Below are 23,998 nucleotides of genomic sequence, written 5' to 3'. Positions count from 1 at the left end.
GCAGGGCATTCCGGTTCGCCCCGCCGGCCCCCTAAACTTCAATACCTACCCCAGCAAGTGAAGGAACATCATGTCTAAGCGGATCGACGTCAAGGACCTGAACGTGTACTACGGCAATTTCCTGGCCGTTGAGGACGTCACCATCAACATCGAGGCCAAGTCCGTCACGGCGTTCATTGGCCCGTCGGGTTGCGGAAAGTCCACCTTCCTGCGGACCCTGAACCGCATGCACGAGGTCCTGCCCGGTGCCCGCGTCGAAGGCGAAGTGCTTTTGGACGGGGACAACCTGTACGGAAACGGTGTGGACCCGGTGACAGTGCGGTCCCAGATCGGCATGGTGTTCCAGCGGCCCAACCCCTTCCCCACCATGTCCATCCGTGACAACGTCCTGGCCGGGGTGAGGCTGAATAACCGGAAGATGTCCAAGGGCGAGGCTGACGCGCTGGTGGAGCGCTCGCTGCGGGGGGCCAACCTTTGGAATGAGGTCAAGGACCGGCTGGAGAAGCCGGGCTCGGGCCTGTCCGGCGGTCAGCAGCAGCGCCTTTGCATTGCGCGGGCCATTGCCGTGGAACCGCAGGTGATCCTCATGGATGAGCCGTGCTCCGCGCTGGATCCGATTTCCACCCTGGCCATCGAGGACCTGATCAACGAGCTCAAGGACCAGTACACGGTGGTGATCGTGACCCACAACATGCAGCAGGCGGCGCGTGTCTCGGACAAGACAGCCTTCTTCAACATCGCAGGGACGGGCAAGCCTGGCAAGCTGATCGAATTCGGCAACACTCACACCATCTTCAGCAACCCCACCGTCAAAGCCACCGAGGACTATGTCTCCGGCCGTTTCGGGTAGGAGCTACTCCGGAACTTCCAGCTGGAAGCCGCACCGGCACCGCAGGACCCTGGTGGGCAGTGAGACTGTGCTGAGCCCGCCGACACTGCTGCTGCGGTAGCAGAGGCGTTCGATTTCGAATTCGGCTTCTTCCATGGGAAATCCGCAGTGGATGTAGTCGTCACCGAACATGATGACCTTGGCCAGCGATGGCAGGTGGTGCAGGGCAGCGGCCACATCGCCCGCGTAAGCGAGATGTTCCTGGAACCCCCTGCAGTCATTGCAGGTGTAAGAGACAGTGACCAGGTCGCCGTTGGCTGCCCCCATGGCAGTGATGGCGTGGATGGTCAGGTGCTGTTCCGTTCCACAGGTCTCGCACCTGAGCTGCCGCGGCTGGGGCAGGGAGTGCCGGGGATTCGAGGTAGACATGGCGCCCGCCTTTTCCACGATGTGCATCCGTGCCGCCGGTATGCTGCAGCGGCTCAATCCGCGGCCCTGCACCCGGCGGCGGATGTCGATCCCCGTCGGCGGCATCGCTTCAGGGACCTACTTTTGAATTTACGTCACCGCGGTTCGCCTGTATAGGCCCAGTAGGAACCTGCCGAACGTCACCCGTCCACGGGGTAGAGGGCCAGGGCAAGCACGAAGGCAAGGGCAGCCGTGGCCACTGGCGTCAGGACCCAGAGCCCCACAATGCGGATCACCAGCTTCCGGTTGGTCACCGAGAAGTTCTGGTTTTCGCCTGCACCGAGCACGGCCGAGGTGACCGTGTGCGTGGTGGAGACGGGCCAGTGCAGCCCGATGGCACCGACGAACAGCATGAGGGCGCTGAAGATCTGGGCCACGGATCCCCGCAGCGGATCGATCCGGGTGATCTTGTAGCCGATGGTGTGTGAAATCCGCCAGCCGCCGAAGAGCGTCCCGGCCGTAATGGTCACTGCGGAGAGTAGCGCAATCCACAAGGGCAGAGTATCGCCGTCGGAATAGCCCGCTGCCACCAGGGCGAGGAGCAGCACGGCACTCACCCGCTGGCCGTCCTGCAACCCGTGCCCGAACGCCACCGCGCCCGCCGCGATTGACTGGCTGCGCCGGAAGCGCTGGTTGATGACGTTTGGCTGGGCGTACCGTGCTGCCCAGGTGACCGGGAAGACCAGCAGGAACGCACCGCTGTAAGCCACCAGGGGAGACAGCAGCAGCGGCAGCACCACCTGGAACAGCAGTGACTGGTCCGCTCCGCCCAGGCCCGGACCGCCCAATGCAAGGCTGGCTACCCCGGCTCCGGCCAGGCCTCCCACCAGTGCATGGGTGGAGGACGCCGGGATGCCCCGCCACCACAACAGGACGCCCCAGGCGAAGGCGCTGGCGAGGCCTGCCACCAGCATGTTCAGGCCGTCCGAGCCGCTTGGCAGGTTGATCCATGTCTGGCTGACGGCCACCGCCAGGCTGGCGCTCAGCAGGGCGCCCACGAAGTTGAAGAACGCGGCAAGCAGCACAGCAACGCTTGGTGTGAGCGCGCGGGTGCGCACCGCCAGCGCAACTGAGGTGGAGACGTCCCTGAATCCGTTCAGGAACGCAAACGCCGCGGTCAGCAGGACCACGGCGCCGAAGATGGCAACGGTCACGTCAGGATTCCTTGACGATGATGCTGCCCACCTGGGTGGCTATGCGCCGCATTTCCTTAGTAACTTCCACGAGCTGGTTGGCGATGTCCCGGTTGCGGGCATACTGGGGCCACTTCATGTCAGTGATCATGTCCGCTACCCAGACCCGGTGCGTGCGTTCTGCGCGCTTGGCCAGGCGGAGGATCTCAATCCAGTAGTCCTCAAGGTCATCGAGGTTGTCGAGCCGGCGCATGGCGTCCACCGTGAGCTCAGCCTGCCGGCTGATGATCTCCAGCTGGTCAGCAGCCCGTTTAGGCAGCCGCTCAAGTTTGTACAGGGCCCACGAGCTCGCCGGCGGCGTCCAGCTTTTCGATGGCCTCATTAAGGTAGCGGGACAGGGCGTACATGTCCTCGCGGGGGAGCGGATTCACGAAGCTGGTGCGCATGTGGGTCAGCAGGGCAAAATGCAGCTCAGCGGACTTGGCCTCGTGATTGTGCATGTCCTCCACGAGCTTCGCGTGCTCGGCGGCGGGGACACCCAGGAGCTCGGCGAGGGTGGCGCTGGCCAGCACGATCTGCTGCGCCATCTCCGAGAGGAGGTTCAGCCCGGCGGGCTCCTGGGGGAAAAGGCGCAGCTTCACTGTGGGGTACCGGTCTCCGGAGGATGTACTGGGCTGGGAGCTGCGGCCTGGTGACTTGGCGCCGGCCTGCAACTGACGCTTACTCTACCTGCCCGGAACGGACCCAAAAAATGGGCAGAAAAATGGTGCCGAACCGGATACGCCTCTCGGCGGTAGGCCGCTCTAGGCGGCTAATTGTTGAAGCCCGGGGGTTTCGCGGCTCGACACCAGTTTCAGTGTTCTACGTTGGCTGTTCCAAGTCAACATTGACAGATCGGACCCCCATGGGGTTGAGCGCAGGTCAGTCCAGCTCGCCCAGCCGCCAGGCGTTGGCTGCGTGCTCAAGGTCTTCCGCCGTCTTCACGAGCTGGTGGGAGTTGCGGGTCAGCTTGCTGGCGTGGGCCTCGTTGGAATGCTCGGCGCCGTCGGCGATGGTCGCTTGGCCGAGCGCCACTACCCGGCAGAAGGCAGCGGAACGCTCCAGCGCGACGTCGAACTCGCCGTCGAACGCTCCTGACAGGATGGCGTCGGCCATCGCGGTCATTTCGTCGGCACCCGGCGGCTCGGCTGCACCGGCCACCACATTGGAGACCTGGGCGGTGTCCTTGCCGGCACGGAAGTAGACCGAAATCCGCTCCGGGTCCTGAACCGTGGCAGCCCGGATGGCATACAGCCGCCAGAGCGCCCCAGGCAGGGACCGCGCCGGGCTCTCGGCCCACATCTCGGCGATAGCCTCCAGGCCCTGCTCGTCGGCCAGCCGGACCAGCCGTTCGGTGATGACGGGGTCATCGCTTTCGCGGCCGTGGCGCACCAGCGCCTGGGCGGCAAGGTGTGCGGCCTCGGAGACGCGGGCGGGATCGGCGCCGCCCGCAAACGGTTCAAAATCAATGGGGGCGAAAGGCTTCGGCTTGTGATGCCTGTTGGCTCCGCCGTAGTGGCTGGGTCCTGCTTGCTCGCTCATGGCACCCACGCTACTCCTGTGCCACGGCGGAAATCGAGCATTCCGGAGGACGGCGAGGGGACAGTGCGCGGAAGGTGTCCGAGGCTTCCGGCGCCCGGACCGGTGCTCTGAAGGCCTCGCTGAAAATCAGGGCCGGAAAGGTTCGGCGGCTGCGCCGGCCCCGGGCGGAAGCGGCCCCGGGTGTGGGGTACAGTGTTAACGTCCAGAAATGGATGGGCTGTATCGGCTGTAATGGCCGTTGGCTGGGGCCTTTAGCTCAGTTGGTAGAGCATCGGACTTTTAATCCGTGGGTCGTGGGTTCGAGCCCCACAGGGCCCACTCTTTTAGCGAAGAGTGGAAAACCCCGGCCTCCTGTCACCAGGAGGCCGGGGTTTTTTGTATCCGCGATATGAGTGGCATCTGGCACCGGCTGCAGCAGTACAATTTCAGCGTTTTTGCAGGGGCGCCGTGTGCAGGGGGATAAATTGACACGCACCTATCGCGTGCGGGCCATAGGATATGGAGCAATACCCTCCAGTGGAAAGGCCCTTTTGTGGCGAACACCAACGGCCGCCGGCTACCGCGCCTCAATGACGTAGCTGCGCTGGCCGGTGTGTCACACCAGACCGTGTCCAGGGTGGTTAATAACCATCCCAACGTCAGCAAGGCAACCCGGGAGCGGGTGGAAGCTGCCATTTCGGAGCTCGGATACCGCCGCAATACCGCTGCCCGGAGCCTGGTCACGCGCAGGTCCCAGACCATTGGCGTAGTGGGCAGCGAGCTGTCCCAGTACGGTCCGGCCAACACCATCCTGGGCGTTGAGCAGGCTGCGCGGGACGCCGGGTACTTTGTCAGCATCGCTGCGCTGAAAACCGTGAACCGGGACACCATTTCCGATGCGCTGCGCCATTTCCAGGATCAGTCAGTGGACGGAGTGGTGGTGGTGGTTCCGCACTCGGACACGCTGAGCGCGCTGGACGAGATGGCTTTGGACGTGCCGGTGGTCACCGTCGGCTCGCTGGGCAACGACAGGATCAGCGGCGCCATGGTTGATCAGAAGCGCGGCGCGGAACTCGCCGTCAGGCACCTCATCGATCAGGGGCACACGAGGATCGCCCACATCTCAGGACCGCTTGACTGGATCGACGGTGCTGCCAGGGCAGAAAGCTGGAGCCAGACGCTGCGGGCGGCGGGCCTTGAGGATGACCTCCTCGTCCACGGCGACTGGAGCGCGGGCAGCGGCTACAACATCGGATGCGAATGGGCGGCGAAGCTTTCAGCCACGGCAATTTTCGTGGGCAACGACCAGATGGCCCTTGGGCTGCTGAGGGCCTTCAGCGAAGCGGGAATCAGTATCCCGGGCGACGTTTCGGTGGTCGGGTTTGACGACACCCCGGAGGCGGCCTACTTTGTCCCGCCGCTGACCACCGTGCGCCAGGACTTCGAGGAACTCGGCAGGCGTTGTGTGGATGCGATGGTGGGGGAAATCGAGCAGGGGGCCGATGTCAGCGGAGTCGTGGTTACTCCGGAGCTGGTAGTGCGGGAGAGCACGGGGCCCGTCTTACCGGCGCGTCTGACCCGGCGCTGACCCGCGTCTGCCACGGCGTCTAACCTGACAAGCGCGAACAGGCAGCTAATCCCCTCAAAATCCCAATCTGAGGGCATTAACTGCCTGTTCGCGAACTGCCTGTTCGCGAACTGCCTGTTCGCGCCGGGGCGTGTCAGGCGGTCCGTTTGGTAAAGAGCCGCTGCAACAGGATGAAGACCAGCAGCAGGCCGCCGATGACAATCTTGGTCCACCACGAACTCAGGGTGCCGTCATACGCGATAAAGGTCTGGACGATCCCCAGCACCAGGACTCCGACGACCGAGCCCAGCACGTAGCCAACCCCGCCGGTCAGCAGGGTTCCGCCGATGACCACAGCGGCGATGGCATCAAGCTCCATGCCCTGGGCGGCCAGGCTGTAGCCGGACAGGCTGTAGAAGGAGAAGAGGATCCCGGCAACCGCCGAGCAAAGCCCGCTGACACAGTAAACCAGGACTTTGGTGCTCTTCACGGCAAGGCCCATCAGCATGGCCGAATTCTCATTGCCGCCGATGGCGTAGACCGTCCGTCCGAACCTCGTGTGGTGGAGGACGAAGAACGCAAGGCCCACAACCACCAGGGCGATCAGGACGCCGGGGGAGATGAACAGCTCCTGCGAGAGGGGGATCCTCGCCTGCGCCATGTCCGTGAAGAAGCTGTCGGTGACAGGAATCGATTCGAGGCTGATCACGTAGCACAGACCCCGTGCCAGGAACATTCCGGCCAGTGTCACGATGAAGGGCTGGATGTCGAAGTACTGGATGACCAGCCCCATCAGCAGTCCCAGCCCGCCGCCGATGACCAGCACCGCCAGAATGACGACGGCGGGATTCCAGCCGTTTTGAAGCATCGTGGCGGTGACCATCATGGACAGGGCGACGACGGCGCCAACGGACAGGTCTATGCCTCCCGTAAGAATAACGAAGGTCATGCCGACGGCCAGGACGATCAGGAAGGTGTTGTCGATGAAGAGGTTCAGGATTACCTGGCCCGAGAGGAAGCTGGGGTACATTCCGGCGCCGACGATGAACATCAGGATGAAGAGGACCAAGGTGGCGAGCGTGGGTGCGTAGCGGGCTCCGTTACGCACCCGGGTCCGGACGGAGGAGGGCTTTTTGACTGCGGGCGGGGCCACTGTGGACAGGGGAGACATCAGACGGCCACCTTTTCCTTGGTGCGAAGCGTGCTTGCGGGCTTAAGGTTCCTCAGGAGGTTCCGTGCCTTGGGCGCCTGCAACAGGCAAACCGTGAGGACTACCAAGGCTTTGAACACCAGGGTGACCTCCGGTGGAATGCCCAGCGTGTAAACGGTGGTGGTCAGGGTCTGGATGATGAATGCCCCCACCACGGTGCCCACGAGGCTGTAGCGTCCGCCGGCCAGCGACGTGCCGCCGATGACGACGGCGAGGATGGCGTCCATTTCGATGTACAGGCCGGCGTTGTTCGCGTCGGCGGCGGTGACGTTGGAACTGATCATCAGTCCGGCGATAGCGGCGCAAAACGCGCTGAAAATGTAGACGATCCAGATGATGTTGCGTGCCCGCAACCCGGCCAGCCGGCTGGCGACGGGATTGATGCCCACGGCCTCTATCAGCGTTCCCAGCGCGGTCCGGCGCGTCAGGACAGCGGCCAGGATGAAGACGACGGCGGTGATCAGGATGGAGACGGGGAGGGTAAAGAGGTAGCCCGCACCGATCGCCTTGTAGCTGTCATTCGTCACCGAGACGATCTGGCCGCCGGTGACAAGCTGGGCAATGCCGCGGCCGGCTGTCATCAGTACCAGCGTGGCAATGATGGGCTGGACCCCGATGGTGGAGACCAGGAAGCCGTTCCAGACGCCAAGGACCAGGCCGGCCACAACGGCGATGACAACTGCTACTGCCGCTGTTGCCGGCGAGGCCGGTTCAGGAGAAGCGGCAATGTAGGAGCAGGAGGCGGCGCCGGCTATGGCAACCACGGCGCCCACCGACAGGTCAATGCCCCTGGAGGCAATGACCAATGTCATGCCGAGGGCGATGAGGATGGTGGGGGCTCCATTGCGCATGATGTCGATGATGCTGCCGTAGAGGTGCCCGTCCTGCATCCGCAGGCTCAGGAAGTCACCGCGGAACACCTGGTTCACCGCCAGCAGCGCAACGAGGGCAATGACCGGCCAGGCCAGCCGGTTTTTCAATACGGATCTCACTGGGCGCCTCCGGCGATGACTGTCAGGACGTCTTCGACTGAAACGTCGTCGTTGCTGATTTCTGCCACCATGGCCCGGTCCTTGATGATCGCGATGCGGTCGCTGAGCCGGAGCACTTCCTCCAGCTCAGAAGAGATGAAAAGGATGGACATGCCCCCGGATGCAAGCTTGTTGACCAGTTTCTGGATCTGCGTCTTCGCTCCGATATCGATGCCTCGGGTTGGTTCATCGAGAATCAGCAGATCCGGGGATGTGACCATCCAGCGGGCCAGCAGTACTTTCTGCTGGTTCCCGCCGCTCAGGTTCCGGATGAGGGCATCCGGGTTTGCCGGCCGGATGTCGAGGGTCTCGATGAACTCGGCGACGAGTTCATCCTGTATCCGTCGCGGAATCCGCCGTGCCCAGCCTTTGGTTGCCTGCATGGCCAGCACAAGGTTGTCCCGGACAGTGAGGTCGCCGATGAGGCCTTCCTCCTTCCGGTCTTCGGAGCAGAAGCCGATGCCATGGTCGATGGCAGTGCGTGGGGAACGCAATTTCAGCGGCTGGCCCTTGATCTTGATGGAGCCCTCATCGGCCTTGTCCGCGCCGAAGAGCAGGCGTGCCGTCTCGGTGCGTCCGGCCCCGAGAAGTCCGGCGAGTCCCACAACCTCGCCCGGATAGATGGAAAGGTCGACGCCGGAGACGGATCCTTTTCGGCCGAGTCCTTCTGCTTCCATGAACGGCTGTGCGGTGGCAGCGAGCCTGGTCTGTGAGCGGGCGGACGCCTTGTCCAGTTCTTCCAGGACCTCGAGGTCCTTGCCGATCATTTTTGAGATGAGGCTCATACGGGAAAGTTCGCGGGTCATGTATTCACCCACAAGCTTGCCGTTGCGGAGCACTGTCATCCGGTCTGACAGTTCGTAGACCTGCTCCAGGAAGTGCGAAACGAAAAGGATGGCAACGCCACTGTCGCGCAGATCCCGGATGACCCGGAAAAGCTGGTTCACTTCATCTGCGTCCAGGCTTGACGTGGGCTCGTCCAGGATCAGGACCTTGGCGTTGACTTCGACCGACCGGGCGATGGCGATCAGCTGCTGCACCGCGATGGAGTGTTCGGAAAGCAAAGAACCCGGATCCACATGTTCCAGGTGAAGCTGCGCGAGGACCTCTCGGGTCCGGGCGCGCACGCCGCGCCAGTCGATGAAACCCCGGCGCCGCGGCTCCCGCCCCAGCATCACGTTTTCTTCGACTGTGAGGTTGGTGCAGAGGTTCACCTCCTGGTACACCGTGCTGATGCCGGCCGCCTGGGATTCTGCAGGCGTGGAGAAGTTCTGCTGCTGCCCGAGGACAGAAATCCGGCCTGAGTCGATGGTGTAGACGCCTGTCAGCGCTTTGATGAGGGTGGATTTGCCCGCCCCGTTTTCACCCATGAGCGCATGCACCTCGCCTTGGAAAAGACGGAAGCTGACGTCGTCAAGGGCCTTCACCCCTGGGAATCCGATGGCAATGCCGGTCATCTCGACGACCGGAACGAGTTCGTTCATCCTGAGTTTCTTTTCTGTGTTGATCCGTGCGGTGGCGGCGCGTGGCAAGTTCTGCATGCGGGCGCCACCGCACGGACGATCAGGTGAGCGCTGGCTCAGTACTGACGGGTAGGCAGGGCCTTGGTGGCCTGTTCCTGCGTGAAGGTTGTTTCTTCGGTGACGACGCGCTCGGGTACTGTTTCGCCGGCAAGGACCTTCTTGGCCAGGTCCATCAGCTGGGTGCCCAGCAGCGGGCTGCACTCCACGATGTAGTTGATCTTTCCGGCGCTCAGGGCGGTCATCCCGTCCTTGACGGCGTCGATGGTGATGATCTTGATGTCCTTGCCCGGTACCTTGCCGGCGGCTTCGATGGCTTCGATTGCGCCGAGGCCTTCGTCATCGTTGTGGGCGAAGACGACGTCGATGTCCGGGTTGTTCTTCAGGAAGGCTTCCATGACCTGCTTGCCGCCGCTGCGGGTGAAGTCGCCGCTCTGCGAGGCGATGATCTTCAGCTTCGGGTTGGCCTTGATGGCGTCCTGGAAGCCTTCTTTACGGTCGTTGGCGGGGGCGGAGCCCGTAGTCCCCTGGATTTCGACGATGTTCACGGTGTCCGTGGCCGCCTTTGTCTCGGCGACGAGCCATTCGCCTGCCTTTTTGCCTTCCAGGACGAAGTCGGAGCCGAGGAAGGTCTTGTAGAGGGACTTGTCAGCCGAGTCCACGGCGCGGTCGGTGAGGATGACGGGGATCTTGGCGTCCTTGGCTTCCTTCAGGACGGTGTCCCAGCCGGATTCAACCACGGGGGAGAAGGCGATGACGTCCACCTTCTGCTGGATGTAGGACCGGATCGCCTTGATCTGGTTTTCCTGCTTCTGCTGGGCGTCGGAGAACTTCAGGTCGACTCCGGCCGTCTTGGCCGATTCCTGGACCGACTTGGTGTTCGCGGTGCGCCAGCCGCTTTCCGCGCCTACCTGGGCGAAGCCCATCACGATCTTTTTGTCTGCGTTGCCGCCGCTGCTTCCGCTGCTGGCGGCCTGGGTGCCACCGCCGCAGGCTGTCAATGCCAGGGCTGATGCCGCCATGACCGCGACTAAGGTTTTCTTGAACACAATCGTCCTCCCGGATGCGTGGATTACAGGCAGGCGGGAATTCGAAACACCGCCATCGCTGCAAGTGAGCTGCTGCTCTGGCAGCAAGTGTGAACGCTAACAATGTTGGCGTCAAGCTTCTCTGATCACGATTTGGATACTGCGCGTCGTTCCGTTGCCCATGGTCGTCCCGCCGCGTACATAGCGCCGCCCAGGCTTTCACCAGCCATTGGACGAAGTGGATGGATTTGCCTTCAGTTGTCCTGGGCGCCATTGTGCCGGCAGAGCCAGGGCGAATCCGGCCCGGTTTCAGCTGGCCTTGACGCTGCTCGTGTTAGCGTTCACAATTGTAGTAGTCCTTTCCTTTTCCAACGTGGGTAAAGAGGTCCTCGCCTCTACCTTGGAGGCACCTTATGCAGAGCAATACACCTCACCCTTCCAGCGGTCCCGATGCCGAAAACTACGTCATCGGCGTGGATTACGGAACTCTCTCAGGCCGTGCCGTAGTGGTGCGCGTCCGGGACGGCAAGGAACTCGGCAGCGGAGTGTTTGATTATCCGCATGCAGTCGTGACGGATGTCCTTCCGCGGGACGTCGCTGGCGACGGCGCCGCCCGGCTTCCCGGAGAATGGGCACTTCAAGTGCCCAACGACTACCGCGACGTGCTCCGGAACGCAGTACCCGCCGCCGTCGCCGACGCGGGAATCGACCCCTCAGCCGTCGTCGGCATCGCCACGGACTTCACCGCCTGCACCATGGTTCCAGTCAAGTCCGACGGCACGCCGCTCAACGAGCTGGACGGGTTCGCCAACCGGCCCCACGCCTACGTGAAGCTGTGGCGGCACCACGCCGCGCAGCCCCAGGCGGACCGGATCAACAAGCTGGCCGAGGAACGCGGGGAGGATTGGCTCCCGCGCTACGGCGGCCTCATCTCCTCCGAATGGGAGTTCGCCAAAGGCCTCCAGCTCCTGGAGGAGGACGCGGCGGCCTATGCCGAGATGGACCACTGGGTGGAAGCTGCCGACTGGATTGTCTGGCAACTGTGCGGAAAGTACGTGCGCAACGCATGCACCGCCGGTTACAAGGGCATCTACCAGGACGGCCGCTACCCGTCCGAGGACTTCCTGGCGGCGTTGAACCCGGAGTTTGCCGACTTCGTCAGCTCAAAACTGGAACACACCATTGGGCGCCTCGGGGACGCTGCAGGCTACCTCACCGCCGAAGCCGCAGCCTGGACCGGCCTGCCGGAAGGCATTGCCGTTGCGGTGGGCAACGTCGACGCGCACGTCACGGCGCCGGCAGCCAAGGCAGTTGATCCAGGCCAGCTGGTCGCCATCATGGGCACCTCCACCTGCCACGTCATGAACGGAGCAGAGCTCCATGAAGTACCAGGCATGTGCGGCGTGGTGGACGGCGGCATCGTCGACGGCCTCTGGGGTTACGAAGCCGGCCAGTCCGGCGTCGGCGACATCTTCGGATGGTTCACTAAATATGGCATCCCTCCGGAATACCACCAGGCCGCCGAAGCGGCAGGCCTGGGTATCCACGAGTACCTCACCGACCTCGCTTCCAGGCAGGCCATCGGCGAACACGGCCTGATTGCGCTGGACTGGCACTCCGGCAACCGCTCGGTGCTCGTGGATCACGAACTCTCCGGCGTCGTGGTGGGCCAGACCCTCGCGACCCGGCCGGAGGACACCTACCGCGCCCTCCTGGAGGCCACCGCCTTCGGAACCCGGACCATCGTGGACGCATTCCGTGATTCCGGCGTGCCCGTCAAGGAGTTCATCGTGGCGGGCGGGCTGCTGAAGAACAAGCTCCTCATGCAGATCTATGCGGACATCACCGGGCTTCAGCTCTCCACCATCGGCTCAGCCCAGGGGCCCGCACTGGGTTCCGCCATCCACGCCGCAGTCGCGGCCGGGAAGTACGCCGATATCCGGGTAGCTGCCGCAGCGATGGGTTCCGAACCGGGCGACGTCTACACTCCCATTCCTGAAAACGTTGCCGCCTACGAGGAACTCTTCCAGGAATACCGGACCCTGCACGACTACTTCGGCCGTGGAACAAACGATGTGATGCACCGGCTCAAGGCCATCCAGCGCCGGGCGAAGCCCGCCCTGGATGCCGCACATTCCGCGCCGGCTGAGTCCGACGCGGCAGAACGCGCCGTGGGTGTGTCCGTTTGAGCGCCCTGGAAGTCATCGCCCGCATTCGCTCCGAGGTCTGCGCCCTGCACGCGGAACTCACCCGCTACGAGCTGGTGGTGTGGACAGCCGGAAACGTCTCGGCCCGCGTCCCCGGCCTTGAACTGATGGTCATCAAACCCTCGGGTGTCTCCTATGACGAGCTGACCCCGGACCTAATGGTGGTCACCGATCTCTACGGGGTTCCTGTTGACGGTGACGCGGAAGGTGAGTGGGGCAACCCGCCGCTGTCGCCGTCGTCGGACACTGCCGCGCATGCATACGTCTACCGGCATATGCCTGAGGTGGGCGGCGTGGTGCATACCCATTCCACCTACGCCACCGCCTGGGCGGCCCGGGGCGAGTCCATCCCCTGCGTGCTGACCATGATGAGCGACGAATTCGGCGGTTCCATCCCGGTGGGCCCCTTCGCCCTGATCGGCGACGACTCGATCGGGCAGGGAATCGTGGAGACCCTGAGGGGCTCCAACTCGCCCGCCGTGCTGATGCAGAACCACGGTCCGTTCACCATCGGCAAAGACGCCAAGTCCGCGGTCAAGGCTGCCGTGATGTGCGAGGAAGTGGCACGTACTGTGCACATTTCCCGCCAGCTGGGGGAGCCGATCCCCATCGACCAGGTCCATATCGACTCCCTCTATGCCCGCTACCAGAACGTCTACGGTCAGTAACACCCGGCCGAGCCCGCCGACGTCACCCCACCGTGAATTTACTTGCAGGAGAACCCATGAACACCGCAGCAAACACCTCCCTTGACGGCTATGAAGTCTGGTTCCTGACCGGCAGCCAGCACCTCTACGGCGAGGACGTCCTTAAGCAGGTGGCCGCCCAGTCCCAGGAGATCGCCAACCAGCTCAACGCCTCCTCCAGCGTTCCGGTCAAGATCGTCTGGAAACCGGTCCTGACTGATTCAGATGCAATCCGCCGAACCGCACTGGAAGCCAACTCGGATGATTCCGTCATCGGCGTCACTGCCTGGATGCACACGTTCTCTCCGGCCAAGATGTGGATCCAGGGCCTGGACCTGCTGCGCAAGCCGCTCCTGCACCTGCACACCCAGGCCAACGTTGAACTGCCGTGGGCGGACATCGATTTCGACTTCATGAACCTCAATCAGGCTGCACACGGTGACCGCGAGTTCGGCTATATCCAGTCCCGGCTGGGCATCGCCCGTAAGACGGTAGTCGGCCACGTCTCCAACCCTGAGGTGGCGCGTCAGGTAGGTGTGTGGCAGCGTGCGGCGGCCGGCTGGGCCGCAGTCCGGACACTGAAGCTGACCCGGTTCGGTGACAATATGCGCAATGTGGCCGTCACAGAAGGCGACAAGACCGAGGCTGAACTCCGTTTCGGCGTCGCGGTCAACACCTGGTCGGTCAACGAACTCGCCGACGCCGTGAACGGTGCTTCGGACACCGACGTGGACGCCCTGGTGGAAGTGTATGAGGATCTTTACGACGTGGTTCCGGAGCTCCGCGCCGGCGCCGCGCGGCACGCTTCACTCCGCTATGGAGCGCGCATCGAACTGGGTCTGCGCAGCTTCCTCGAAGCCAACGGCTCCGCCGCGTTCACCACTTCCTTCGAGGACCTCGGCGCACTCCGCCAGCTCCCCGGCCTGGCCGTCCAGCGGCTCATGGCGGATGGCTACGGCTTTGGCGCCGAGGGCGACTGGAAGACGGCCATCCTGGTCCGCGCAGCCAAGGTGATGGGCTCCGGGTTGCCCGGCGGAGCTTCCCTGATGGAGGACTACACCTACCACCTGGAGCCCGGCGCGGAGAAGATCCTCGGTGCCCACATGCTTGAGGTCTGCCCGTCGCTGACCGCCGGAAAGCCGCGCCTGGAGATCCATCCGCTGGGCATCGGCGGCCGGGAAGATCCCGTCCGCCTGGTGTTCGACGCCGACGCCTCACCCGGTGTTGTGGTGGCGCTTTCGGACATGCGGGACCGCTTCCGGCTCGTTGCCAACGCCGTGGACGTCGTGCCCCTGGACCAGCCGCTTCCGAACCTTCCGGTAGCCCGTGCGCTCTGGGAGCCGAAGCCTGATTTCGCCACCTCCGCTGCCGCCTGGCTCACCGCGGGGGCCGCCCACCACACCGTGCTGAGCACCGCCGTCGGCATGGACGTCTTTGAAGACTTTGCGGAAATTGCCCGTACTGAGCTGCTTACCATCGACGAGGGCACCACCATCCGCCAGTTCAAGAAGGACCTGAACTGGAACGCTGCGTACTACAAGCTCGCCGGAGGTCTCTAAACCGATCCCGGGTCAGGCTGAAGCGGGTGCTGAAATGCCCGTTGGTCAACGGTGCCTGTTACTCAACGGTGGGAGGGCCGGCGACGGCTGGGGGAGAGACCTTGGTCTCGAAGGTCTCCTCGTCGCCGGCCCCGCTAATGCCCGGATTCGATTGCCGGGAAATCGCAAATAGCGGGTGAACGCACTGCGACTCACACCCCCTTGTGAGTCAAACACGTCCAATTCCTTAAGAAGAACCTAGTTCCACAGCCGTCAGGAAGAACGAGTAATCAGTACTCGACTTTCAGATTAGGTAGTACTTAGGTTGGCGGCCTGAATGCCATGGCCATGGAATTGAGCGCCCTTTCGCAGCGCATGCCGTGCATCCCACATAGTGGGACCGCTGTCTCGCCAGGTGGGATCAGGTCCTAGGCTGAACGTCATGACGGAGCACTCAGATTTTCCTCCTTTTGTTGACTTGGACTGGTGCGGCAGCCATTCCGGGGAGTTCGTTCTGGCTGACACGCGCTGGTACCTGGACGGTTCATCGGGAAGGGACGCCTACAACGCCGGCCATCTTCCCGGGGCGGTATTCATCGACCTTGACCGCTGGCTCTCAGGTCCGGCCTCAGAGGAAGCGGGGAGGAATCCGCTGCCCGATCCGGAGGTGTTTGCCCGGGGGATGCGTGAGGCGGGCATCAACAATGCGGACACGATCATCGCCTACGACGACGCGGGCGGCGTGATTGCCGCCAGGCTCGTGTGGATGCTGCGGGCCACGGGGCGCAGGGCTGCCATACTCGACGGCGGAATGGCCAGCTATTTCGGGGAACTCGAGTGCCAGCCATCCAGCCGCCCTCAAGGAGACCTGGGCGCGCGGGCCTGGCCGGAGTCCCTGTTGGCGGATATCTCCGAGGCGTCCTCCGCCGGCCGCACGGTGGTGGATGCCAGGAACCGGGACCGCTTCGACGGCAGCCAGGACCCGATCGATCCCCGCCCGGGACACATACCCGGCGCGGTGAACGTGCCTTGCCGGGAAAACCTCGATCCGTCCGGCCGGCTGCTCCCGGCGGCGCAGCTGTGGGAAAAATTCGGGCGCGCCGGCATCAGATCAGGTGGGGATGTCATCAGTTACTGCGGATCAGGGGTGACCGCCTGCCACAACCTGCTGGTCCTGGAATTCCTTGGGGCGGGGCGGGGCAAACTGTTCGTCGGCGGCTGGTCCCAGTATGCCCGCGCACTAAATCTTCCTGTGGAAACCGCCTAGGCAGATCTATTTTCCGAAGGGTCCTTGACTCATCCCGAAGCAACGCTAAGAATTGATTTCTATAACGTTGTAGAAATAGAAATGAGGACGTTTTCGTGGCAGCAGAATCTGGCGCAGCAAAAATCACCATCGACCCCGCGTACACCGTAGGACCGGTCCGTCGACGGACCTTTGGTGCCTTCGTGGAGCATCTGGGCCGGTGCGTGTACACCGGCATCTTCGAGCCGGAGCACCCCCAAGCCGATGAGGACGGCTTCCGCACGGACGTGCTGGAGCTGACGCGTGAACTGGGTGTCAGCACTGTCCGTTACCCGGGCGGCAACTTTGTCTCCGGCTACCGCTGGGAAGACGGCGTGGGCCCGGTGGAGCAGCGGCCGGTCCGTCTGGACCTGGCCTGGCACTCCTCCGATCCCAACCTGGTCGGCGTGGATGAGTTCGCCAAATGGTCCGCCAAAGCCGGCGTGGAACCGATGATGGCGGTCAACCTCGGCACCCGCGGGACCCAGGAAGCCCTGGACCTGCTGGAATACTGCAACATCGACGGCGGCACGGCACTCTCCGACCAGCGCAAGGCCAACGGTGCGGAGAACGGCTACGGCATCAAGATGTGGTGCCTCGGGAACGAGATGGACGGTCCGTGGCAGATCGGCCACAAGAACGCCCTCGAGTACGGCCGCCTCGCAGCCGACACGGCCCGCGGCATGCGCATGGTCGAGCCCGACCTGGAACTCGTGGCCTGCGGCAGTTCGTCCCCCGGCATGGACACCTTCGGCGAATGGGAACGCGTAGTCCTGACCGAGACTTACGAACTGGTGGACCTGATTTCCGCCCACCAGTACTTCGAGGACTTCGGTGACCTGCAGGAACACCTTTCCGCAGGCCATAGGATGGATGCCTTCATCAAGGACACAGTGAGCCACATCGACCACGTGAAGTCGGTCAAGAAGTCCGCCAAGCAGATCAACATCTCCTTTGACGAATGGAACGTCTGGCACGGCAGCCGCGCGGAATCCAGGACGCCCAGCGGCAAGGACTGGCCGGTGGCCCCCGTGCTGCTGGAAGACCGCTACACCGTGGCGGACGCCGTCGTCGTGGGTGACCTCCTGATCACCCTGCTGCGCAACACGGACCGCGTGCACTCCGCCAGCCTGGCCCAGCTCGTCAACGTGATTGCCCCCATCATGACCGAGCCCGGCGGCCGGGCGTGGAAGCAGACCACCTTCCACCCGTTCGCCCTCACCTCCCGGCATGCGGCCGGCACGGTTCTTCAGCTCGCCGTCGAGTCGCCTCTGGTCAGCGGCGGGAAGACGGCCGACTTCAACGCGCTGTCCGCAGTGGCCACGTTCGACGCCGGGACCGGCGAGGCCGTGATTTTCGCCGTCAACCGCTCAGCGACGGACACACTGACGCTCGATGCAGCTGTTGCCGGGCTTGGCGCCGTCTCGATCATCGAAGCGGTTACCTACACGAACAAGGATCCGTACTGGCAGGCCACGGCCGACGACTCGACGTCTGTCCTGCCTGCCGAGAACGTCACGGTGAAGGCCGACGGCGGACGGCTCACCGCCGAGCTCCCGGCGGTGTCCTGGTCCATGATCCGGCTGGCGGTGGGCTCCTAAGCCAGAAGCGGCCACCGTGCCTGCATAAAAGACCTGATGATGCGCCCTCAACCGCTGGAACACCGGCCGGATGAGGGCGCATCATCAGCTCAAATGCCCCGCCTGTCACGGACAATGACTCGGGCGGGAGCAGGTGGAAGGATGGAGGGCATGGAACTGCATATCACCGGGGATCCGGCTGCCGACACCCTTTTGAGCGATGACGCCTTTGCGCTGCTGACGGGCATGCTCCTGGACCAACAGGTGACCATGGAATCCGCGTTTGCCGGACCGGAGAAAATCCGGGCACGCGTCGGCTCAATTGAGCCGTCAGCCATTGCCTCCTACGATCCCCAGGCCTTTGTCGAGGTGTTCAAGGAGCGGCCGGCGGTGCACCGCTTTCCCGGCTCCATGGCCGGTCGGGTCCAGGCGCTCGCGGAAGCGGTCCAGCGCGACTGGGATGGCAGCGCCACCCTGATCTGGACCAAGGGTGACCCGGACGGGAACGAGGTGTTGCGGCGCCTGCGGGAGCTGCCGGGATTCGGGGAACAGAAGGCGAAAATCTTCCTGGCACTCCTGGGCAAGCAGTGCGGGCTCCAAGCGCCCGGATGGCGGGAGGCGGCCGGCAACTACGGTCAGGAAGATGCGTTCCTCTCTGTTGCCGACATCGTGGATCCGCAGTCGCTCGCCAAGGTGCGGGCCAGCAAACAGGCGGCAAAGGCCGCAGCCAAGGCGGCCAAGGGCTGATTTTGCCCCCGGCGCTTGCGGCTTCGTAACGGCAGGTTGTTCCGGGTGGGCCACCATCTGCAACGATGTACTGAAACGGATCGCAAGGAGAATCAAACACCAATGGCAGTCACGATGAACGACGTCGCACGGGCCGCGGGGGTCTCGCTCAAGACGGTATCGAATGTGCTCAACGACTATGAGTTCATTCGTCCAGCCACCAGGCAGAAAGTCCATGAGGCCATCGCCGAGCTGGGGTACGAGGCGAACCTGACGGCCCGAAGCCTGCGTTCCGGCAAGACCCGCATGCTGGGGCTGGTCCTCTCCGATCTCTCCGCGCCGTACTACGCGGAACTTGCCTCCAAGCTGATGAAGGTGGCGTCAGGCCGCGGCTACCGCGTCCTCGTGGAACAGTCGGGCGCAACGGTAGAAAATGAAACGAATGCGCTGCAGGGCCCTTTCCGTCAGCTGACCGACGGGCTCCTGTTCACGCCGCTGGCGATGGAGGCCGACGCCGTTGCCGCCGGGCGCGGCAACAAGCCGGTGGTGCTGCTTGGGGAACACATCCTGGACCCCCGTTTTGACCTGGTCACCATGAAAAACGAAGAAGCCGCGAAGGTGGTCACGGCGCACCTGCTGGCGGGGGGCCGCCGTCGAATTGCGGTGGTGGGCGTCCATCCCGAGCAATCGGAGGGCAGCGGCGGCATGCGGCTACGCGGTTACCGCAAGGCACTGGACGAGGCCGGAATCGAGTTCGACCCGGAGCTGCTGGCACCCTGTACGTGGCGACGCGATGAAGGTGCCGCCGCCATCTCTGCTTTGCTGGACCGGGGAGTTACGTTCGACGCCGTTTTCGGCCTGAACGACGCACTCGCGCTGGGTGCCCTGCACGAGCTGCTCATCCGGGGTATCGAGGTACCGAAGGACGTCGCGGTTGCCGGCTTCGACGACATTGACGAGGCGCGGTTCGCCTCCCCATCGCTCACCACAGTCTCACCCGGTATGGACGAGATTGCCGAACGTTCCATCGGGCTGCTCATTGACAGGATCGAGGGACTGGAGCCGACGGACGGCGGGGTTCATGTCGAAGCGGGCTTTATCCTGAAGATCAGGGAGTCCGCGCCCTAGGGCCGGTCCTGCCGTTTACTGCTACTGCACCTCTTCGACGCTGAAAGGGCTGGTCACATGATTGCCTTGCTGGTCATCGACATGCAGAACGCCTACTTTGAGGACCCGGCTCTCGCGGCCAAGCAGGAACGGCTGGTCAGTGCCTGCAATGAGTTGCTGGACGCTTTCTCCTCCAACAGCCACAAGGCGCTGCTGATCGGAACAGAACACGAACGGGACAAGTCCACGTGGTCGCTGAACATGCTCGACGACGACCAGGGCTTCATTTTCCGGGGCGGCACCCAGGCCGAATTCGTGCCCGGGCTGGACATCAACGGACTGCCCCAGCTGATCAAGACCCGGGACAGTGCCTTTGTGGGCACGGATCTCCTTTCCCGGCTCCGGAACTGGCGGGTGGATGAGGTGGTCCTGGCAGGGGTATCCACGCATAACTGCATCGCGCAGACTGCCGCCGATGCCTTTGCGAGGAACATCCGGGTCGCATACGCAGAGGATGCCATGGCGTCGGGAGATGCGGAGGCTGCCGCTGACATGCTCCGGATACTCTCGGCCGAATACCGCCAGCCCGTGCAGTCAAATGAAGTGATCCTGGGCAGGCTGCGGGACGGCGGCAGCCGACAGTAACCCCTGCTGCCGTACCCCGGCGTCAGGCAATCGGGGCGTCAGGCAGCCAGCGGAAGCTTGAGGGTGTGGCCGGTGTGGTCACGCTTCGCTGCCAGGTACCGCTCGTTTGCCGGGGACAGATGCACCCCGGTGGGGACCTGCTCCGTGATGTTGATTCCGAGGCCGGTGAGCTGCGCGACCTTGTCAGGATTGTTGGTCAGCAGGCGGACCGAGGTGGCCCCGAGGGCACCAAGCATCTGAGCGGCGGCGGTGTAGTCGCGCTCGTCCTCGCCGCGTCCGAGGGCCAGGTTGGCTTCATAAGTGTCCAGGCCGGCGTCCTGCAGCGCGTAGGCATCCAGTTTGGAATACAGGCCAATGCCCCGACCTTCCTGGCGGAGGTAAAGCAGGAAACCGCCGACGGCGCTGATCTGCTCGACCGCCTCACGCAACTGCGGCCCGCAATCACAGCGCTGGCTGCCGAAGACGTCCCCTGTCAGGCACTCGCTATGCAGCCGGACCAGGGGTGCCTCGCTTGCGGCCGACGTTTCAGCCAGGGCCGTCTGCCAATCACCGAGGGCGAGCAGCAGGTGTTCCTTGCCGTCGGCCAGGTTGTGGAAGGTGAATATCTCGGTTGTGGCGGTGAAACCATCCGGGAAGCGCAGCGGAACTGTCACCCGGCTGCGCACTTCGGCTTGAGCGGTACTGAAAGGCGTCGCCAGGCTCTCAAACAAAGCGGTCATCTCAGGTCCTCCGGAATTCTGGGTAGGCGGCGTGCTCACTACTTACTTCAAGATTGAAGTCAACCGTACAGTTAGTTACTTCATGATGCAAGTAATCCAACTCTTCTTTTTGTTCAGGCGTGAAGTAGTTTGGGCTATGCTGGCCGCATGGATACTTCGATTGAACCCCGCTGGCTGAGCAGCGAGGAGCGGCAGACCTGGCTCACCGTGGTGGGGGTGATGATGCGGCTCCCCGGTGCCCTGGACGCGCAGCTGCAGAGAGATGCCGGACTCAGCCACTTTGAGTATCTGGTGCTCGCCGGCCTCTCGGAGGCTCCGGAACGCACCCGCCGGATGAGTGACCTGGCCGGCTTCGCGGAATCGGGTCTTCCGCGGCTGTCCCAGGTGGTGGGGCGGCTCGAAAAACGCGGCTGGGTGCGTCGTTCACCGGATCCCTCGGACGGCCGGATCACCCTGGCCACGCTCACCGAAGAAGGCTGGGAGAAAGTGGTCCAGACCGCCCCGGGACACGTCGAAGCCGTGCGGACGCTCGTCTTTGACCCGCTTACCAAGGCACAAGTCCGCCAACTGACTGACATCGGCCAACGCATTATGCGTGCCATTGACCCGGACGACCGCTGCCTGCGCACCACCGACTAGCCCAAGCCTGCCAGCGCGTCAGGGGCTCTTCCAGGCCGGAGCGTGATTGGATGGGCCGTGATCGGATGGGGCAGGCCGGAAACCTCGCGGAAACCTGACCGGCCTAGTGTGGTCACACGCCATTTCCACGGCTGTTGAAGGGAACCAGATGCACTTGATGCCCCGCGAGCAGGAAAAGCTCATGATCGTAGTCGCCGCGGATCTTGCCCGGCGCCGGCAGGCCCGCGGACTCAAACTGAATTTTCCCGAAGCGGTGGCCATCATCAGTTATGAACTGATAGAAGGCGCCCGGGATGGCCGCACCGTGGCGGAACTCATGAGTTACGGGACCACCCTCCTCACACGCGAGGACGTCATGGAGGGAGTGCCGGAAATGATCCATGACGTGCAGATCGAGGCGACGTTCCCCGACGGCACAAAGCTTGTCACCGTCCACGACCCGATCCGCTAGGGGCAGGCCATGATTCCAGGAGAGTACGTCCTTCGGCCCGAACCCGTAACCGTGAACGCCGGACGGGAGGCGATCGACGTCGTCGTCGTCAATACCGGTGACCGGCCCGTCCAGGTGGGCTCGCATTTCCACTTCGCGGAGGCGAACCGCGCACTGACCTTCGACCGGGCGGCGGCCTACGGGCGTCGGCTGGACATCCCGGCCGGCACCGCTGCGCGGTTCGAACCCGGCGACAGCAAGACCATCCGGCTCATCGAACTGGCCGGAAGCCGCGAGGTCTACGGCCTGAGCAATGCGGTCAACGGCAGACTTGCCGGGGAAGAGGGAATCAGATGAGCTTCGACCTTCCGCGCCGGCAATACGCCGATCTCTACGGCCCGACGACGGGTGACGCCATCCGCCTGGCCGACACCGAGCTGTTCCTTGAGATCGAGAAGGACCTCACCGTTTACGGCGAAGAAGTGGTGTTCGGCGGCGGCAAGGTGATCCGCGATGGCATGGGCCAGAACGGACAGGCCACCCGGGATCAAAATGTGCCGGACACAGTCATCACCAACGCGATCATCCTGGACTACTCAGGCATCTACAAAGCAGACGTCGCGCTCAAGGACGGCCACATCTTCAGGATCGGCAAGGCCGGCAACCCGGACATCACTGACGGCGTGGACATCGTCATTGGGGCCAGCACCGAAATTATTGCCGGGGAACGGAAGATCCTCACCGCCGGAGGCGTGGACAGCCACATCCACTTCATCTCCCCGGACCAGGTGCCCACCGCCCTTAGCAGCGGCGTGACCACGATGGTGGGCGGCGGCACCGGACCGGCAGAAGGCACCAAGGCCACCACCGTGACGCCGGGCAAGTGGCACATCCAGCGGATGCTGCAGGCGGCGGAAGGCCTCCCCATCAACATCGGGCTGTTTGGCAAAGGCCACGCGTCCGCCGTCGAACCTTTGGCCGAGCAGATCCGTGCCGGCGCCATCGGGCTGAAGGTCCACGAGGACTGGGGCTCCACCACCTCCTCGATCGACACAGCGTTGAAGGTGGCCGACGAATACGACGTGCAGGTGGCCATCCACACCGACACCCTCAACGAGTGCGGCTTTGTTGAGGACACCATCCGGGCCATCGACGGCCGGGTCATCCACACTTTCCACACCGAAGGCGCAGGCGGCGGGCACGCGCCGGACATCATCAGGATCGCCGGGCTGCCCAATGTGCTGCCGGCTTCCACCAATCCCACGCTGCCGTACACGCGGAACACCATCGAAGAGCACCTGGACATGCTGATGGTCTGCCACCACCTGAACCCCGACATCCCTGAAGACGTGGCCTTTGCAGACTCCCGCATCCGTGCCGAGACCATCGCCGCAGAGGACGTCCTGCAGGACCTGGGGATCTTCGCCATCACGTCCTCGGACTCGCAGGCCATGGGCCGGGTCGGTGAAGTGATCACCCGCACCTGGCAGGTGGCGGACAAAATGAAAAAACAGCGCGGAGTGCTTTCCGATCCCTCCGGCGCCGGGCACGGCACCGAAAACAGCGACAACTTCCGCCTCAAGCGCTACGTGGCGAAGTACACCATCAACCCCGCCATCGCCCAAGGTATGGCGGACTCGATCGGCTCGGTGGAGGAGGGCAAGTTCGCGGACCTCGTCCTCTGGGACCCGGCGTTCTTCGGGGTCAAGCCCGAACTGGTCCTCAAGGGCGGGCAGATCGCCTACGCGCTGATGGGCGACGCCAATGCCTCGATCCCCACTCCCCAGCCGCGGACCATGAGGCCCATGTTTGCAACCTTCGGCAAGGCCCTGCAGCAGTCCTCCATCACGTTCCTGTCCCAGGCCGCGGTTGACGCCGGCGTGCCGGAGGAGCTGGGACTAGAGAAGGTGATCCGTCCTGTCTCCGGGATCCGCTCGCTGACCAAGGCGGACCTGAAATACAACGATGCCACCCCCGACATCCAGGTGGACCCGGAAACTTACCAGGTAACCGTCGACGGCGAAGACGTCACCTGCGAACCGTCAGACGTCCTGCCCATGGCCCAGCGCTACTTCCTCTTCTAGACCCCG

At 63.7% G+C, this 23,998-nt stretch carries 22 protein-coding genes, 1 tRNA gene and 1 pseudogene; 15 read left to right on the top strand and 9 right to left on the bottom strand.

All coding sequences use genetic code 11. The features are described from left to right. Positions 1–70 precede the first annotated feature (70 nt). A complete protein-coding gene (gene pstB / locus QFZ40_RS18475; protein ID WP_306906133.1) occupies positions 71–850 on the top strand; it encodes a phosphate ABC transporter ATP-binding protein PstB in 780 nt (259 codons plus the stop codon). A gap of 3 nt (positions 851–853) precedes the next feature. Here pstB and QFZ40_RS18470 read toward each other — a convergent pair whose 3' ends face one another. From QFZ40_RS18470 to QFZ40_RS18455, 4 genes and pseudogenes are all read right to left on the bottom strand, one after another. Continuing rightward, positions 854–1,258 carry a hypothetical protein gene (locus QFZ40_RS18470; protein WP_306906132.1) on the bottom strand — a complete coding sequence of 135 codons (405 nt, stop codon included), beginning with the start codon at positions 1,256–1,258 and terminating at the stop codon, positions 854–856. 179 nt (positions 1,259–1,437) lie between these two features. Then, positions 1,438–2,451 carry an inorganic phosphate transporter gene (locus QFZ40_RS18465; protein WP_306906131.1) on the bottom strand — a complete coding sequence of 338 codons (1,014 nt, stop codon included), beginning with the start codon at positions 2,449–2,451 and terminating at the stop codon, positions 1,438–1,440. A 1-nt stretch (position 2,452) separates the two neighbouring features. Beyond that, positions 2,453–3,071 (bottom strand): annotated as a pseudogene (locus tag QFZ40_RS18460) (DUF47 domain-containing protein). 280 nt (positions 3,072–3,351) lie between these two features. Continuing rightward, positions 3,352–4,011, bottom strand: coding sequence for a hypothetical protein (locus tag QFZ40_RS18455; protein ID WP_306906130.1), 660 nt, complete (start codon positions 4,009–4,011; stop codon positions 3,352–3,354). A 245-nt stretch (positions 4,012–4,256) separates the two neighbouring features. Between QFZ40_RS18455 and QFZ40_RS18450 the strand changes: the two genes are divergently transcribed. Further along, positions 4,257–4,329: transfer RNA gene (locus QFZ40_RS18450), tRNA-Lys, on the top strand. Positions 4,330–4,543: 214 nt separating this feature from the next. Continuing rightward, positions 4,544–5,578, top strand: a complete 1,035-nt coding sequence (locus QFZ40_RS18445) for a LacI family DNA-binding transcriptional regulator (RefSeq protein WP_306906129.1) — start codon at positions 4,544–4,546, stop codon at positions 5,576–5,578. A 133-nt stretch (positions 5,579–5,711) separates the two neighbouring features. Here the strand turns inward: QFZ40_RS18445 and yjfF are convergent, their stop codons facing one another. The 4 genes from yjfF to QFZ40_RS18425 all read right to left on the bottom strand — a co-directional run bounded on the left by yjfF (position 5,712) and on the right by QFZ40_RS18425 (position 10,340). Further along, entirely contained in the window at positions 5,712–6,728 is a 1,017-nt protein-coding gene (gene yjfF / locus QFZ40_RS18440) for a galactofuranose ABC transporter, permease protein YjfF (RefSeq protein WP_306906128.1), read from the bottom strand. Next, positions 6,728–7,759, bottom strand: coding sequence for an ABC transporter permease (locus QFZ40_RS18435; RefSeq protein WP_306906127.1), 1,032 nt, complete (start codon positions 7,757–7,759; stop codon positions 6,728–6,730). The genes yjfF and QFZ40_RS18435 overlap by 1 nt, the downstream gene beginning before the upstream one ends. Then, complete coding sequence (locus QFZ40_RS18430; RefSeq protein WP_306906993.1) at positions 7,756–9,282, bottom strand: sugar ABC transporter ATP-binding protein; 1,527 nt, start codon at positions 9,280–9,282, stop codon at positions 7,756–7,758. The genes QFZ40_RS18435 and QFZ40_RS18430 overlap by 4 nt, the downstream gene beginning before the upstream one ends. Positions 9,283–9,377: 95 nt before the next feature. Continuing rightward, complete coding sequence (locus QFZ40_RS18425) at positions 9,378–10,340, bottom strand: ABC transporter substrate-binding protein (protein WP_306906126.1); 963 nt, start codon at positions 10,338–10,340, stop codon at positions 9,378–9,380. A gap of 419 nt (positions 10,341–10,759) precedes the next feature. Between QFZ40_RS18425 and araB the strand changes: the two genes are divergently transcribed. From araB to QFZ40_RS18385, 8 genes are all read left to right on the top strand, one after another. Continuing rightward, positions 10,760–12,535 (top strand): ribulokinase, encoded by a 1,776-nt coding sequence (gene araB, locus QFZ40_RS18420; protein WP_306906125.1) that lies wholly within the window; start codon positions 10,760–10,762, stop codon positions 12,533–12,535. After that, positions 12,532–13,221, top strand: coding sequence for an L-ribulose-5-phosphate 4-epimerase (locus QFZ40_RS18415; RefSeq protein ID WP_306906124.1), 690 nt, complete (start codon positions 12,532–12,534; stop codon positions 13,219–13,221). Before araB ends, QFZ40_RS18415 begins: the two co-directional genes overlap by 4 nt. 56 nt (positions 13,222–13,277) lie before the next feature. Beyond that, complete coding sequence (araA, locus tag QFZ40_RS18410) at positions 13,278–14,798, top strand: L-arabinose isomerase (protein ID WP_306906123.1); 1,521 nt, start codon at positions 13,278–13,280, stop codon at positions 14,796–14,798. A gap of 421 nt (positions 14,799–15,219) precedes the next feature. Further along, complete coding sequence (locus QFZ40_RS18405) at positions 15,220–16,044, top strand: sulfurtransferase (RefSeq protein WP_306906122.1); 825 nt, start codon at positions 15,220–15,222, stop codon at positions 16,042–16,044. A gap of 95 nt (positions 16,045–16,139) precedes the next feature. Further along, positions 16,140–17,663, top strand: a complete 1,524-nt coding sequence (gene arfA / locus QFZ40_RS18400; protein WP_306906121.1) for an arabinosylfuranosidase ArfA — start codon at positions 16,140–16,142, stop codon at positions 17,661–17,663. A gap of 141 nt (positions 17,664–17,804) precedes the next feature. Continuing rightward, a complete protein-coding gene (locus QFZ40_RS18395; protein WP_306906120.1) occupies positions 17,805–18,389 on the top strand; it encodes an HhH-GPD-type base excision DNA repair protein in 585 nt (194 codons plus the stop codon). A gap of 102 nt (positions 18,390–18,491) precedes the next feature. After that, a complete protein-coding gene (locus QFZ40_RS18390) occupies positions 18,492–19,496 on the top strand; it encodes a LacI family DNA-binding transcriptional regulator (RefSeq protein ID WP_306906119.1) in 1,005 nt (334 codons plus the stop codon). Positions 19,497–19,553: 57 nt separating this feature from the next. Next, on the top strand, positions 19,554–20,120 hold the full coding sequence (locus tag QFZ40_RS18385; protein ID WP_306906118.1) for a cysteine hydrolase family protein: 567 nt from the start codon (positions 19,554–19,556) through the stop codon (positions 20,118–20,120). 38 nt (positions 20,121–20,158) lie between these two features. Here the strand turns inward: QFZ40_RS18385 and QFZ40_RS18380 are convergent, their stop codons facing one another. Then, positions 20,159–20,839: a GTP cyclohydrolase II gene (locus QFZ40_RS18380; RefSeq protein WP_306906117.1), complete on the bottom strand. Its 681-nt coding sequence runs from the start codon at positions 20,837–20,839 to the stop codon at positions 20,159–20,161. A gap of 147 nt (positions 20,840–20,986) precedes the next feature. On the opposite strand from QFZ40_RS18380, the gene QFZ40_RS18375 reads away from it, so the two are divergent. The 4 genes from QFZ40_RS18375 to ureC all read left to right on the top strand — a co-directional run bounded on the left by QFZ40_RS18375 (position 20,987) and on the right by ureC (position 23,992). Next, on the top strand, positions 20,987–21,478 hold the full coding sequence (locus QFZ40_RS18375) for a MarR family winged helix-turn-helix transcriptional regulator (protein ID WP_306906116.1): 492 nt from the start codon (positions 20,987–20,989) through the stop codon (positions 21,476–21,478). Between the two features lie 148 nt (positions 21,479–21,626). Next, entirely contained in the window at positions 21,627–21,929 is a 303-nt protein-coding gene (locus QFZ40_RS18370) for an urease subunit gamma (RefSeq protein ID WP_306906115.1), read from the top strand. A 9-nt stretch (positions 21,930–21,938) separates the two neighbouring features. Beyond that, positions 21,939–22,265: an urease subunit beta gene (locus tag QFZ40_RS18365; protein ID WP_306906114.1), complete on the top strand. Its 327-nt coding sequence runs from the start codon at positions 21,939–21,941 to the stop codon at positions 22,263–22,265. Further along, positions 22,262–23,992, top strand: coding sequence for an urease subunit alpha (gene ureC, locus QFZ40_RS18360; protein ID WP_306906113.1), 1,731 nt, complete (start codon positions 22,262–22,264; stop codon positions 23,990–23,992). Before QFZ40_RS18365 ends, ureC begins: the two co-directional genes overlap by 4 nt. Positions 23,993–23,998 lie beyond the last annotated feature (6 nt).

The sequence above is a fragment of the Arthrobacter pascens genome, from assembly GCF_030816475.1.
GTDB classification, from domain to species: Bacteria; Actinomycetota; Actinomycetes; order Actinomycetales; family Micrococcaceae; genus Arthrobacter; species Arthrobacter pascens_B.
Note: the sequence above shows the minus strand (reverse complement) of the source record. Positions and strands in the feature narration are given on the sequence as shown.

What these genes read in the sequence shown, in the direction of transcription:
- QFZ40_RS18375 (WP_306906116.1), top strand. Translation starts at nt 20,987, where the DNA reads ATGGATACTTCGATTGAACCCCGCTGGCTGAGCAGCGAGGAGCGGCAG.
- QFZ40_RS18405 (WP_306906122.1), top strand. Translation starts at nt 15,220, where the DNA reads ATGACGGAGCACTCAGATTTTCCTCCTTTTGTTGACTTGGACTGGTGC.
- yjfF (WP_306906128.1), bottom strand. Translation starts at nt 6,728, where the DNA reads ATGTCTCCCCTGTCCACAGTGGCCCCGCCCGCAGTCAAAAAGCCCTCC.
- QFZ40_RS18455 (WP_306906130.1), bottom strand. Translation starts at nt 4,011, where the DNA reads ATGAGCGAGCAAGCAGGACCCAGCCACTACGGCGGAGCCAACAGGCAT.
- araB (WP_306906125.1), top strand. Translation starts at nt 10,760, where the DNA reads ATGCAGAGCAATACACCTCACCCTTCCAGCGGTCCCGATGCCGAAAAC.
- pstB (WP_306906133.1), top strand. Translation starts at nt 71, where the DNA reads ATGTCTAAGCGGATCGACGTCAAGGACCTGAACGTGTACTACGGCAAT.
- QFZ40_RS18365 (WP_306906114.1), top strand. Translation starts at nt 21,939, where the DNA reads ATGATTCCAGGAGAGTACGTCCTTCGGCCCGAACCCGTAACCGTGAAC.
- QFZ40_RS18430 (WP_306906993.1), bottom strand. Translation starts at nt 9,282, where the DNA reads ATGAACGAACTCGTTCCGGTCGTCGAGATGACCGGCATTGCCATCGGA.
- QFZ40_RS18390 (WP_306906119.1), top strand. Translation starts at nt 18,492, where the DNA reads ATGGCAGTCACGATGAACGACGTCGCACGGGCCGCGGGGGTCTCGCTC.
- QFZ40_RS18370 (WP_306906115.1), top strand. Translation starts at nt 21,627, where the DNA reads ATGCACTTGATGCCCCGCGAGCAGGAAAAGCTCATGATCGTAGTCGCC.
- araA (WP_306906123.1), top strand. Translation starts at nt 13,278, where the DNA reads ATGAACACCGCAGCAAACACCTCCCTTGACGGCTATGAAGTCTGGTTC.
- QFZ40_RS18425 (WP_306906126.1), bottom strand. Translation starts at nt 10,340, where the DNA reads ATGGCGGCATCAGCCCTGGCATTGACAGCCTGCGGCGGTGGCACCCAG.
- ureC (WP_306906113.1), top strand. Translation starts at nt 22,262, where the DNA reads ATGAGCTTCGACCTTCCGCGCCGGCAATACGCCGATCTCTACGGCCCG.
- QFZ40_RS18380 (WP_306906117.1), bottom strand. Translation starts at nt 20,839, where the DNA reads ATGACCGCTTTGTTTGAGAGCCTGGCGACGCCTTTCAGTACCGCTCAA.
- QFZ40_RS18470 (WP_306906132.1), bottom strand. Translation starts at nt 1,258, where the DNA reads ATGTCTACCTCGAATCCCCGGCACTCCCTGCCCCAGCCGCGGCAGCTC.
- QFZ40_RS18395 (WP_306906120.1), top strand. Translation starts at nt 17,805, where the DNA reads ATGGAGGGCATGGAACTGCATATCACCGGGGATCCGGCTGCCGACACC.
- QFZ40_RS18385 (WP_306906118.1), top strand. Translation starts at nt 19,554, where the DNA reads ATGATTGCCTTGCTGGTCATCGACATGCAGAACGCCTACTTTGAGGAC.